The organism is Cyanobium sp. ATX 6F1, assembly GCF_024346315.1.
In the GTDB taxonomy this organism is placed as follows: Bacteria; Cyanobacteriota; Cyanobacteriia; order PCC-6307; family Cyanobiaceae; genus ATX-6F1.
This window is the reverse complement of the sequence record NZ_JAGQCS010000002.1, coordinates 25,027-37,076: the sequence shown is the minus strand read 5'-3', so window position 1 is coordinate 37,076 and position 12,050 is coordinate 25,027. Positions and strand designations below refer to the sequence as shown.

The window sequence follows — 12,050 nt, the reverse complement described above, 5'->3', positions numbered from 1 at the left end:
AACCCATAGGCTGACATCAGGCGTCGACTAGGCCTGATGTGTTGCTGACCTCGCCTGATGCCCCCGTGATCGGCCTGGCGAAGGCGATTCAGCTTTCGGTGGCACCGGTGTTCCTGCTCACGGGCATCTCCGGACTGCTGGGGGTGCTCAGCAATCGCCTCGCCCGCATCATCGACCGGGCCAACGTGCTCCAGGAGACCGGTGAGCACAGCGATGTGTCGGGCAGCCGGCGGCTGCGGCTGGAGCTGGGGGTGCAGAAGCAGCGGATCCGACTGATCAATGGGGCGATCACCTGCTGCACGGTCACGGCGCTGCTGGTGTCGCTGGTGGTGGCGGTGGTGTTCATCAGTGCGGTGGCCTCGATCGATCTGGCGCCGATCGTCGTGCCCCTGTTCGTGGTGGCGATGCTGTCGTTGATGGGCGCCCTGCTGCAGCTGCTGCGGGAGGTGCAGTTGGCCACTAACCAGGTCAACCGCCGCTTCTGAGTGGGCCGTTCCTTCTGAGTGGGCCGTTCAGTGCACCTGGCTCTGGTCCGCTTCGATGCGATCGAAGATGTTCTGGATCAGGCGCCGGCCGGTGCGCGCCACCGCCGCACCCCAACGCTGCTGCCCGTCGCGCAGGCGGTCGGCCCCGCCCGGCCCCAGGGCGCCGCGCAGGTAGTCGTGGTCTTCCTCGAGCCAACGCTCCAGAGCCCCAGCGCCCACCTCCACGTGGAACTGCAGCCCCCAGGCGTGCTGCCCGAGCCGGAAGAACTGCTCCGGGCAGTGGAGGCTGGAGCCCAGCAGGGTGGCCCCGGGCGGCAGCTGGATGCGGTCGCCGTGCCAGTGCAGCACCAGTTCGCTGGCGGCCAGTCCGTCGAGCACGGGCTCCTCCGTGGTGTCCGCCAGCCAGTGGACGGCCCCCCAGCCCACCTCCCGCAGCGGCAGCGGCGGATCGCCGGCGGTGAGCGGCACCACGCCGCCGCCGGCGGCATGGGCCAGCAACTGGGCGCCCAGGCAGATGCCGAGCACCGGTTGACGGGCGGCCAGACGGGTGGCGATCAAGTTGGATTCCCCAGCCAGCCAGGCGAAGGCCGGATCCGCCAGGTCGCCTACCCCCATCGATCCACCCAACACCACCAGCAGCGATGGATCGTCGTGGTTGGTGGTGGGCAGGGGCTCGCCCCGGTCGTGGCGCACGACGCTGATCTCCCAGCCCCGGTCGGCCGCGCAGCCGGCGATCAATTCGGGCCCTTCCCGATCGAGATGTTGCAGGATCTGGAGTTTCATTTGCGGCGGCAGTAGCGCCCTCCGACGTTCATCCAGCCCGGGAGGCAGGCCTTGCCGTGGGTCGGCGTGACGGTATAGGTCATCAGGCCCAGGGTGGAACATCTGCCGTTGAGCATGTCGACGTAGCCCAGGGGGCAGATGTTGCCCAGCTTGGGCACCACCCTCTGGGCCATCGCCGGGGTGGTCATCGCCGTCAGGGCCAGGGCGCCCAGCAGGGGCAAGGCGCGGTGCGCCATGGAGAACAGCTCAGCTGAGCCAAGCGTAAGCAGACTTCTGGGCGTCGCCGTCTTGGCCGACCACAGCTTGATGGAGAGGGCGTCGCGCAGCATGGTGTGGTTGCTCTGAGGCATGGGGGCTATGGACGAGCTCACGGCTGAACTTGCTGCCCTGCGGGGCGAGATCAGTGCCTTGCGCCAGGTGCTCGCAGCCCTTCTTCCGTTACTGGCTCCCCAGTTGGAGTCGCCAGCTTCTGGAGTGCCGAACACACCCGGAGATCCCCCGGCTGCACCCCCGGCTCCACCGGCCACCCCGACCACCACGCTGCTGGCCCGCCGCAATGCCCAGCGGCTCAACGACGAGGTGCTCCGCCGCACCGCCGCTGGCCTCGATCCCGAGGGCGACACCGAGGTCGATCTGCTGATCGATCGTCTCCATGATCTGGTGGACCCCCTTTGACCCCAACAACCATGGCGGCCCAACCCCTGAGCGCTGAAGTGATCGCCGACCTGCCCCAGACCCTGCCGCTCTGGAGCGTGGTGGAGGGCAAGCTGCACCGGGAATGGCGCTTTGCTTCGTTTGTTGAGGCGTTCGGCTTCATCTGCCGCGTGGCCCTGCTGGCGGAGTCGCTCCACCACCACCCGGAACTGTTCAACGTCTATGGGCGCGTGGTGATCGAGCTCACCACCCATGACACGGGCGGTCTCTCCAACCTCGATGTGGCCCTGGCCGAGCAGATCAATGCGCTCGAAGCGACGCCGCCCCAGCGCTGAGCGCTCCCCAGATCGCCATCAACAGCTGCGCTGGGTCATCACCGGCCTGGTGCTCCAAAGCATGGGCCCGTTCCTCGACCTCCAGCTGTTCGGCCCATGCCGCCTGCTGGCGGGCGATCGCCAGGTCCGCGTCGCTGGGGTCGTCATCGCTGCGCTGGCGCTGCTCCAGCCGCGCCGCCAGCTGCGCCTCGGAGGCTTGCAGATCGAGGATCAGCCAGGGTGTGCTTCGCTCGGCGGCGATCTGAATCGCCCGCTGCCGGCTGGCCTGGCCCAGGTGGGTGGCATCCAGCAGCACGGTGCGGCCTTGCTCCAGGCTGCGCCGGGCCGCCGCCAGCAACGCTGCTTCGGTGCGAGCGTTCGCTTCGCTCGAGTAGAGCTGATCGCGCTGCGCCGCCGTGGGCCGTTGCAGAGGCGTAAAGCCATGCTCCTGTTTGCGGATCACATCGCTGCGGTGGTGGTCCGCCAGCAGCCAGGGGGCAAGTTGCCTGGCCAGGTGACTCTTGCCCGAACCCGAGCGGCCCCGCAGCAGGATCAGGGCCGGCGGCCCCGGGTGGGCGTAGGCCAGGGCCAGGCTGAGGTGTTGCCGAGCCGAGACCGCCGCCTGCTTTCGCTGCTTGGCCGGCAGCTCCGTTTCGGCCGTGGACACCGCCGCCACCTTGGCGCGCACGTGGGCCCGATAGGCGCCAAACAACGCCAGCAGCTCCTGATCGATCGGCCGGCCATACCCCTCCAGCAACGCGGGCACCAGATCACCATGGCCACGGGCCTGGAGCTCCATCACCAGGAAGGCCAGATCGGAGAGTCCATCCAGATGCCGCAGGGCCGGGTTGAATTCAACGCAATCGACGATCGACAACTTCGGCGGTTCATCAGCCCCTGGGCTGTCCTCAAGCACCACGTGCTCCAGGCGCAGATCGCCGTGGCCGTCCACCCCCCAGCCGGCGGCGATCCGCCGCACCAGCTCCCGCCGCTGCCCCCTCAAGCGCCGCGCCAGGGTCCGCTCCAGCAGCATGTGCACCGGCGAGGGAAACAGTCCCGGGCAGAAGCTGGCCGTGGCGCGCAGGTTGCCGTGCAGCACCCGGGCGAAGGCACGGGCCATGGGGCGGGGGGCCGCGTCCACCAGGGGATGCTCCCGATGGAAGCGCTCGATCCGCTCACCCAGCCGTCGCAGGTCCACGGCTCCGGCCCGGCCGCTGGCGAGCCGGGCTTCAAGGGTGTCGGTGGCGGCGAAGCGACGCATCACCACCACCGGCTCCCGGCCGGGGCCCAGCCGCGCCACCCGCAGGTAGAGGTCGCTGGCCAGGCGGCGGTTGAGCCGCAATTCCTCCTGGCACCAGTGCAGGCGCCGCTCGGGCGTGGAGTAATCAAGCAGGCCCCAGAGCGCCAGGGGCTTCTTGCGCTTGAAGGCGTGCCGCGGGGTGAGGGTGACGACGCTGATGTGGGTCTGGATCACCTCCCGGGGCCTGGTCTGCGCCGTCACCGGCTCAAACCAGGGCGGGCAGCCGGGCCGGTTCGGCCGCATCGAAGCGCAAGCGCTCGTTTTCCACCTTGACCTGAATCACGCTGCCCTCGGGGAAGGTGCCGGCCAAAATGGCCTTGGCGATCGGCGTTTCCAGTTCGCGCTGGATCGCGCGCTTCAGGGGCCGGGCTCCATACACGGGGTCGTAGCCCACGTTGGCGAGCCAATCGAGGGCGGCCTCCTCCAGTTCGAGCCCCAGCTTGCGGCTCTCCATCCGCCCCAGGAGGCGCTTCACCTGCAGCTCCACGATCTGGCGCAGTTCATCGCTGCGCAGGCTGTGGAAGATGATCGATTCATCGAGGCGGTTGAGGAACTCGGGCCGGAAGTGGCCGCGCAGGGCTTCGTTCACGCGTTTCTCCATCTCGCCGTGGCGGGCGGGATCGCCGGCCAGATCGAGGATCGAGGCACTGCCGATGTTGCTGGTGAGGATCAGCACGGTGTTGGTGAAATCCACCGTGCGTCCCTGGCCATCGGTGACGCGGCCGTCATCGAGCACCTGCAGCAGCACATTGAACACATCCGGGTGGGCCTTTTCCACCTCATCGAACAGGATCACGGCGTACGGGCGCCGCCGCACCGCCTCGGTGAGCTGGCCGCCTTCCTCGTAGCCCACGTAGCCCGGAGGGGCGCCGATCAGGCGACTGACGGCGTGCTTCTCCATGTATTCGGACATGTCGATACGCACCATCGCTTCTTCGGAATCGAACAGCTGGGCGGCCAGGGCCTTGGAGAGTTCCGTCTTGCCCACGCCGGTGGGCCCGAGGAACAGGAAGCTGGCGATCGGCCGGTTGGGGTCGCTCAGGCCGGCGCGGGAGCGCTGGATCGCATCGGCCACCGCCGTCACCGCCTGACCCTGGCCGATCACCCGCTGGTGCAGGTCAGCTTCCAGGTGGAGCAGTTTCTCCATCTCCGACTGCACCAGCCGGGCCACGGGGATGCCGGTCCACTTGGCGATCACCTCGGCGATGTCTTCCTCGGTGACCTCCTCACGCAGCAGGGATTTCTCACCGTCGCCCGCATTCAGTTCGACCTCCTTGGCGCCCAGCTTCTTGTTGAGTTCGGCCAGGGTGCCGTATTCGAGCTCCGCGGCCTTGTTGAGGTCGTAGCTGCGCTTGGCCTGGTCGATCTGCAGCTGCACCTGCTCGATCTCTTCTTTAATCGCTGAGAGCTCATCAATCGAGCCTTTCTCCTTCTGCCACTGGGCATTGAGGCTGCTCTGCTGCTCCCCCAACTCAGCGAGTTCCCGCTCGATCCGCTCCAGCCGGTCCTTGCTGGCGGGATCGGATTCACGGCCGAGCGAGAGCTTCTCCATCTCCAGCTGCAGGATGCGGCGATCGAGTTCATCGATCTCCTCGGGCTTGGAGGTGATCACCATCTTCAGCCGCGCGGCCGATTCATCCATCAGATCGATCGCTTTATCGGGCAAGAAGCGATCGGCGATGTAACGGCTGGAGAGCACGGCGGCGGCCACTAAGGCGTTGTCGGCGATGCGCACGCCGTGGTGCACCTCGTAGCGCTCCTTGAGGCCGCGCAGGATCGAGATCGTGTCTTCCACCGTGGGCTGATCCACGAACACCTGCTGGAAGCGGCGCTCCAGGGCCGGATCCTTTTCGATGTGCTGGCGGTGCTCATCGAGGGTGGTGGCACCGATGCAGCGCAGTTCGCCCCGGGCCAGCATCGGCTTGAGCAGATTGCTGGCATCCATGGAGCCGCCGGTGGCGCCGGCCCCCACCACGGTGTGGATCTCATCGATGAAGAGCACGATCTGGCCCTCGCTGGAGGTGACCTCCTTGAGCACCGCCTTGAGCCGCTCTTCGAACTCGCCGCGGTACTTGGCGCCGGCGATCAGGGCCCCCATGTCCAGGGAGATCAGCTGACGGTTCTGCAGGGCCGAAGGCACATCGCCGTTGACGATGCGCTGGGCCAGGCCCTCCACGATCGCCGTCTTGCCCACGCCCGGTTCACCGATCAAGACCGGGTTGTTCTTGGTGCGGCGCGAGAGAATCTGGATCGTGCGCCGGATTTCCTCGTCGCGGCCAATCACGGGGTCGAGCTTGCCGTCGCGGGCCGCCTTGGTGAGATCGCGGCCGTATTTCTCGAGGGATTCGTAGGTGCCCTCGGGGTTCTGGTCGGTCACCTTCTGGCTGCCACGCACGGTTTCGATCGCTGCGCGCAGTTTGGTCGCATCGCTGCCGGCCTGGGAGAGCAGCTGGCGTCCGCAGCGCTGATCGCTGGCCAGGGCCAGCAGCAGGTGTTCGATCGAGATGTAGCTGTCACCGAAACTGGTCTTGAGGCCATCGGCACTATCAAGCGTGGCGTTGAGCGCCTTGCCCATGTACACGTTCTCGGCCGGCGTGCTCAGGCTGGGTTGGCCATTGATGAACGCCTCCACCCGGCCCGAGAGGTCCTGGGGATCCACCCCGGCCTTGTCGAGGATCCTGGCGGCCAGGCCGTCCTGGCCAAGAAGTGCCGCCAGCAGATGTTCGGTCTCCATCTGCTGCTGGCGTTTCTGCTGGGCCAGCTGTTGGGCCGCGACGATCGCGCCCCAGGCCTTTTCCGTGAACAGTTCGGCGGTGGGATGCATGGGGGCAACTCCAGCGATTCAGCACTACTTGAACGCTATGGGGAACGGCCCCCTTCACAGGTTGGGCAGACCGCATCGAAATAGCGGGGGAACCGGCCTTCTCGGTTCAGCCCTCCAGGCCCCGATCGCGGCCTGGCCCCCTGGGGAATCCGATGGTTTCTGATGCTGGCCCTGGCGACGTTCGCTCAGAGGTTGAGGCCCTTGGGGTTGGGACAGAGCTTGGTGGGGCAACCGTCGGGCCCGTAGACCGCATCGGCGGGCGAGAGGCAACCGGCCGCGTTTTTCAGCGGCACTTCACTGGGTTTGAGGCGCTTGGGCTGCAGGTAGGGGGCATCAACGGGCACCAGCAGGGGGCAACTCTTGGCGTAGCGCTCGGGAAGCAGCGACTGGGCCTGGGCCGCACCCGCCATGAGCACCAAGGCGCTCATCAGCGCGGCCTGGTGCAGGTGGGGAGTCAGGGTCACGGGATCGGCGGCGCTGCCCTTAGTCTGCCGTCTCGAGCTGCGTTGGCCGCAGGCAATGGGCACGCCTTACCCCGTGGAACTGGTGCAGCGCCTTGGGGTTGAGGCTCGCCAGCTTGAGGCCACCAGCCGCGATCTGGAGCGAAATTGCTGGAGGGTCGCCCACCGCCATGTGCATGGGGTGCTTCCCAGCGAATACGACATCCGCGAGGTGCCCGAGGAGCTCTTCCTGGCGGTGCTGGAGTGGTCGAGGGCCTCAGGCGGGACGGACGAAGGGCTGACCCCATGAAAAGCCCCCCTGCCATCGACAAGGGGGCTTTGGGGAACAGGCCTCAATCAGGCCCAGCCTTTACCGGCCTGGGCTTCCACGTAGGCCGCCACATCAGCGATGTCCTCGGGGCTCAGCTTGCCGCCGAAGGCGGGCATGGCGTTCTTGCCGTTGGCGATCTGGTAGCCGATGGCCTCTTCATGGCCAGCGGCGTAATTGGCGAGGTACGACTCCAGAGCACCTTGCTTGAGGGTGCGCTCGGCGTTCACCACGTTCCCGCCACCGATGTGGCAGGCGGCGCAGTTGGCGGAGAAGACCTGGGCGCCATGGGCGGCGTCGGCGGCGAAACTCGGAGCTGCACCGAGAACCAGCGCGAGACAGAGGGCGAAAAGGGACAGAAGACGGCGCATCGATGCTCGTGCAACCGTCCAAAGTTAGAACTGCGGCGGCCCGACCAGCCGGTCGTTGCCGAGGGATCGAAACAGTTGTTGTGATTCCTTTCGGGGCTGGTGGCGTGAGGCGCCCCTCAGCGCCCACGGTGGGGCAAACCCGCCGTTTCAAACAGGGCCTCGAGGCTGGGTGCATGGCTCACCAGGCCGAAACGCTCCGGTGGACTGATCGTGTCGTGCACGAAATGGCGGTAGCGAAGCGAGAAGCGATCCCAGGGGGTCATCTCGATGCGCAGCAGCTTGATCAAACCCTCCACCAACCATGGGTTCAGATCGATGCCGAAGGGTGCCTGCCAGCTCCGGCGCCATCGCCCGAGGCTGGCCACGGTCTGATTCACCGTGACCGCTTCCTGGGCCAGCACCAGCCGGCGCATGGCACCCTGGCCTGGCTCCGGGTTGACCCCATGGGGGGTGGTGGCCAGGTGCACACACACCCGCGCGATGTCTTCGGCGTGGATGAAGTGGAAGCTGGCGTCGGTGCGCAGCCACTGGGCCAGCCACAGCCAGCGCACCGCCTCCTTCAGCCCGGCGGTGGCGTAGCTGGTGGGATGGGGATCGCCCGCCTGGATCGAGCCCCCGAACACCACCGTGGGGAAGACGGCGACGATCCGTTCCGCCAGACCGTGGCGTTCCAACTGACCGAGGCACTGGGCCTTGGTCTGGATGTACTCGGTGCCGTGCACCAGCGCCTCCGGCAGCAGCTTGAGCTGGCGATCGAGGATGCTCGCGGTCGAAAAATAAATCAATTGCTGCAGCCGCTGGGGATCCACCCGGCCCAGCAGCTCCTTGACGGCCACCACGTTCACCGCACGGGCGCGTTGGGGATCGCCCCAGGCCGTAGCGGTGTGGATGATCCGCTCGGCCGAGGCGATGGCGGCGGCGTGGGGTTCCTGATCGCGCAGGTCACCCACCAGCAGGGTGATGCGCGGATCATCCCTGGGCACCGTGGCCAGCTTGGCGGGATCCCGCAGCCAGAGCAGCAGATGGGCATCGCTGTGGCGGTAGAGCTGCTCGGCGATCGTCTGGCCGACGCAACCGGCTGCTCCTGTGATCAGGATCCGTTGCGGCCCGCCTGAGCCCGCAGCTGGAGCCGCCGCGCTCAAACGGCCGCTCCGCTCAGTTCATTCACAGATTTGCCGGCCTCGAAAAACACCCGGGCGTTCTCCTCGGGCGTGCCGGGCAGGATGCCGTGGCCGAGGTTGAGGATGTGGCGGCGCCCCCGGGCCTTGATCACGGTGTCGACAATCCGGGCGCGGATCGCCTCGGGGGTGCCGAACAGCAGGCCGGGATCCACATTGCCCTGGACGCCGAGGTGCTTAGGCAGCCGGGCACAGCCGTCGGCCATGTCCACGGTCCAGTCGAGCGAGATGAAGTCAACTCCTGTGGTAGCCATGCGCTCCAGCACGCCGGCGCTGCCGGAGATGTAGAGGATCAAAGGGGTGTCTGGGTGCTTGGCCTTGACCTGGTCGATCACCCGCTTCTGATAGGGGGCAGCGAAGACGTCGTAGTCGATCGGGCTCAGCTGGCCAGCCCAGGAATCGAACAGCTGCACCACCTGGGCACCGCTCTCGATCTGGTAGTTGACGTAGGTGGCAATCGATTCAGCCAGGTGGCCCAGCAGCTGGTGCAGCAGCGCCGGCTCACGGAATGCCATCGCCTTGATCACGGCGTAGTTCTTGCTGCTCTTGCCCTCCACCGCGTAGGCCGCCAGGGTCCAGGGGGCACCGACAAAGCCGAGCACAGCCGCCTCGTTGCCCACGCTCTGGCGCAGTCGCCCCAGCACCTCACCGACGAAGGGCACGGATTCGGCGGGGTCCAGGGGACGCAGGGCATCCACCTGGGCCTGGCTGCGCAGGGGGGGTTCGATGATCGGGCCCTTGCTCTCGATGATGTCGAAATCGATGCCGATGCCAGGCAGTGGCGTGAGGATGTCGGAGAACAGGATCACCCCATCGGGCCCGAAGGCCCGGAAGGGTTGCATCGAGATCTCATAGGAGAGATCGGGGTTCTCCGAACGCTCCCGGAAGCCCGGATGACGGTCACGCAGGTCGCGGTAGACCTTCATGTAACGGCCCGCCTGGCGCATCATCCACACCGGCGGACGCTCAACCTGCTCGCCTCGGGCGGCGCGCAGCAGCAGGGGGAGGGAGTCGACCATGGGGACGTGCGATGCCAGCGGGCAACCTACCTGAGGGGGCTGTCGGTTTCTGGGCCAGCGCCGGTGAGGCTCTGGCTGCGGCGATCGTCGCGGCGCAACACCAGAACGCTCAGGGGCGGCAGGCAGAGATCGAGGCTGTGCTCATAGCCGTGGATGCCCCATTCCTGGCTGTACTTGCCCCCCAGATTGCCCAGGTTGCTGCCGCCGTAGCGGCTGCTGTCGGTGTTGAAGGCCTCCTCATAGAAGCCTTCCATCGGCACCCCAATCCGGTAGTGGGAGTGGCTCTGGGGTGTGAAGTTACAGAGCACCACCACCCAGCGGCCGGTGGTGCTCTCCCGCCGCATGAAGCTGATCACGGAATGACGGTTGTCGTTGCAATCGATCCACTGGAACCCGTACTGATCGAAGTCGTCGCGCCAGAGGGCAGGCTCCTCCTTGTAGAAGCGGTTGAGGTCGTCGACCAGATGCTGAAGCCCCTGGTGGGGGCCGTGCTCCAGCAGTTCCCACTGCAGGTCACCCCAGACGTTCCATTCGCTGCGCTGGCCGAACTCCATGCCCATGAAGATCGTCTTCTTGCCCGGATGGGTCCACATGTAGGCGAGCAGGGCGCGCACGTTGGCAAATTTTTGCCAGTCGTCGCCAGGCATCTTGTGCAGGAGATGGCTCTTGCCATGCACCACTTCATCGTGGCTGAGGGCCAGCATGAAGTTCTCGGTGTAGGTGTACCAGATTGAGAAGGTGACGTTGTTCTGGTGGAACTGGCGGAACCAGGGATCGAGCTCGAAGTAATCGAGCATGTCGTGCATCCAGCCCATGTTCCACTTGAGGTTGAATCCCAGGCCGCCGATGGAGGTGGGCTGGGTGACCATTGGCCAGGTGGTGGATTCCTCGGCGATCGAAAGGGCTCCTGGGAAGTGCTCGAACAGCACGTGGTTCGCCTGCTGCAGGAAGCGCACCGCCTCGGTGTTCTCGCGGCCGCCATGCTCATTGGCGACCCATTCGCCATCGGGCCGCAGGTAGTCGCGGTAGAGCATCGAGGCCACCGCATCGACGCGGATGCCATCGATGTGGAACTGCTCAAACCAATAGACAAGATTGGCCACGAGGAAGTTGCGCACCTCGTTGCGGCTGTAATTGAAGATCAGCGTGCCCCATTCCTTGTGCTCGCCGATGCGCGGATCGGCGTGCTCATAGAGGTGCACGCCATCGAAGAAGGCCAGGCCATGGCTGTCCTTGGGGAAGTGGCCCGGCACCCAGTCGAGGATCACACCGATGCCTTCGGCGTGGGCGCGGTCGACGAAGGCGCGGAATTCGTCGGGGGTGCCGAAGCGGCTGGTGGGGGCGTACCAGCCGGTCACCTGATAGCCCCAGGAGCCATCGAAGGGGTGCTCGCTGATCGGCATCAGCTCGATGTGGGTGAAGCCCCGGGCCTTCACATAGGGAATGAGTTTGTCGGCCAGCTCGGGATAGGTGAGCAGGCGGGCACCGGGCTTGAGGTCGGCGGCGGGCACCACCGGCCGGGCGCGACCATCGGCCTCGATGAAGGGCGCATCGGCGGCGGCATGCATCCAGCTTCCCAGGTGCAGTTCGTAGACCGAAATCGGTTGATCGAGCGGATCGCGCTGGTCGCGCTCCTCCATCCAGCCGAAGTCGTTCCAGTTGTATCCCTCCAGGGAGGCGACCACCGAGCCTGTGCTGGGACGCACCTCGTGCTGGAAGCCATAGGGGTCGGCCTTCTGGTAACAGTGCCCCTCTGGGCTGCGGATTTCGTACTTGTAGACATCGCCAGGCTTGAGCCCCGGCACGAACAGTTCCCAGCAGCCCCCCAGTCGCTTTTGAAAGGGGTGATGGCGGCCGTCCCAGCCGTTGAGGTCACCGAGCAGCGCGACGCTGCGGGCATGGGGTGCCCACAGGCAGAACTGCACTCCGCTGATGCAATCGCGCTCGAGCGTATGGGCCCCCATGCGCCGCCAGATGTGGTGGTGGTTGCCCTCGCTGAACAGGTGGTGATCCACCTCGCCCATCCATTCCTGCCGGAACGCCCAGGGGTCGTGCTGCTCGTGCTCGATGCCACCGCGCCGCACCCAGATCCTGTAGCTGCTGCCGGGATCGGCCGCCAGAGCCGTTTCGAAGATCCAGGGATGGTGGGGGTTGTCCAGGGGCAGCCGCTGGCCTGCCAGCAGCAGTTCCACCCGTTCGGCCTCAGGCATCCAGACGCGCACCACCCAGGAACCATCAGCCAGGGGGTGGGGACCCAGGAGAGCGAACGGGTCATCGTGACGGCAGTCCGCCAGCCGCTGGGCGTCCTCCGCGATCGAATCGAGCCGGCTGAGGACCATGGAGTGAGGACTGTC

General features: G+C 66.5%; 13 protein-coding genes. 4 read left to right on the top strand and 9 right to left on the bottom strand.

Annotated features, from left to right (window positions below):
• Positions 1-41 precede the first annotated feature (41 nt).
• A complete protein-coding gene (locus KBZ13_RS02895) occupies positions 42-485 on the top strand; it encodes a DUF2721 domain-containing protein (protein WP_255006013.1) in 444 nt (147 codons plus the stop codon).
• A gap of 27 nt (positions 486-512) precedes the next feature.
• On the opposite strand, the gene KBZ13_RS02890 is transcribed toward KBZ13_RS02895, so the two are convergent.
• Together KBZ13_RS02890 and KBZ13_RS02885 are read right to left on the bottom strand one after the other, a co-directional pair.
• On the bottom strand, positions 513-1,268 hold the full coding sequence (locus KBZ13_RS02890; RefSeq protein WP_255006011.1) for a type 1 glutamine amidotransferase: 756 nt from the start codon (positions 1,266-1,268) through the stop codon (positions 513-515).
• The gene (locus KBZ13_RS02885) at positions 1,265-1,504 is read right to left on the bottom strand and encodes a hypothetical protein (protein ID WP_255006009.1); all 240 of its coding nucleotides are present in this window, start codon (positions 1,502-1,504) and stop codon (positions 1,265-1,267) included. The genes KBZ13_RS02890 and KBZ13_RS02885 overlap by 4 nt, the downstream gene beginning before the upstream one ends.
• A 121-nt stretch (positions 1,505-1,625) precedes the next feature.
• Between KBZ13_RS02885 and KBZ13_RS02880 the strand changes: the two genes are divergently transcribed.
• A complete protein-coding gene (locus KBZ13_RS02880; RefSeq protein ID WP_255006007.1) occupies positions 1,626-1,943 on the top strand; it encodes a hypothetical protein in 318 nt (105 codons plus the stop codon).
• 11 nt (positions 1,944-1,954) lie between these two features.
• Positions 1,955-2,257: a 4a-hydroxytetrahydrobiopterin dehydratase gene (locus tag KBZ13_RS02875; protein WP_255006005.1), complete on the top strand. Its 303-nt coding sequence runs from the start codon at positions 1,955-1,957 to the stop codon at positions 2,255-2,257.
• Here the strand turns inward: KBZ13_RS02875 and KBZ13_RS15700 are convergent.
• The 3 genes from KBZ13_RS15700 to KBZ13_RS02860 all read right to left on the bottom strand — a co-directional run bounded on the left by KBZ13_RS15700 (position 2,223) and on the right by KBZ13_RS02860 (position 6,824).
• Complete coding sequence (locus KBZ13_RS15700) at positions 2,223-3,737, bottom strand: AAA family ATPase (RefSeq protein WP_255006003.1); 1,515 nt, start codon at positions 3,735-3,737, stop codon at positions 2,223-2,225. The genes KBZ13_RS02875 and KBZ13_RS15700 overlap by 35 nt on opposite strands.
• Positions 3,738-3,741: 4 nt before the next feature.
• Entirely contained in the window at positions 3,742-6,360 is a 2,619-nt protein-coding gene (clpB, locus tag KBZ13_RS02865) for an ATP-dependent chaperone ClpB (RefSeq protein ID WP_255006001.1), read from the bottom strand.
• Positions 6,361-6,545: 185 nt separating this feature from the next.
• Positions 6,546-6,824, bottom strand: coding sequence for a hypothetical protein (locus KBZ13_RS02860; protein ID WP_255005990.1), 279 nt, complete (start codon positions 6,822-6,824; stop codon positions 6,546-6,548).
• A 55-nt stretch (positions 6,825-6,879) separates the two neighbouring features.
• Here KBZ13_RS02860 and KBZ13_RS02855 point away from each other — a divergent pair, with 55 nt between their 5' ends.
• Positions 6,880-7,110 carry a hypothetical protein gene (locus KBZ13_RS02855; protein ID WP_255005988.1) on the top strand — a complete coding sequence of 77 codons (231 nt, stop codon included), beginning with the start codon at positions 6,880-6,882 and terminating at the stop codon, positions 7,108-7,110.
• Positions 7,111-7,157: 47 nt separating this feature from the next.
• Here the strand turns inward: KBZ13_RS02855 and KBZ13_RS02850 are convergent, their stop codons facing one another.
• From KBZ13_RS02850 to glgB, 4 genes are all read right to left on the bottom strand, one after another.
• On the bottom strand, positions 7,158-7,499 hold the full coding sequence (locus KBZ13_RS02850; RefSeq protein ID WP_255005986.1) for a c-type cytochrome: 342 nt from the start codon (positions 7,497-7,499) through the stop codon (positions 7,158-7,160).
• Positions 7,500-7,615: 116 nt separating this feature from the next.
• Entirely contained in the window at positions 7,616-8,641 is a 1,026-nt protein-coding gene (locus tag KBZ13_RS02845) for an NAD-dependent epimerase/dehydratase family protein (RefSeq protein ID WP_255005983.1), read from the bottom strand.
• Positions 8,638-9,696, bottom strand: coding sequence for a uroporphyrinogen decarboxylase (gene hemE, locus KBZ13_RS02840; protein WP_255005981.1), 1,059 nt, complete (start codon positions 9,694-9,696; stop codon positions 8,638-8,640). Before hemE ends, KBZ13_RS02845 begins: the two co-directional genes overlap by 4 nt.
• Before the next feature lie 26 nt (positions 9,697-9,722).
• The gene (glgB, locus tag KBZ13_RS02835; RefSeq protein WP_255005979.1) at positions 9,723-12,035 is read right to left on the bottom strand and encodes a 1,4-alpha-glucan branching protein GlgB; all 2,313 of its coding nucleotides are present in this window, start codon (positions 12,033-12,035) and stop codon (positions 9,723-9,725) included.
• Between the last annotated feature and the right edge of the window lie 15 nt (positions 12,036-12,050).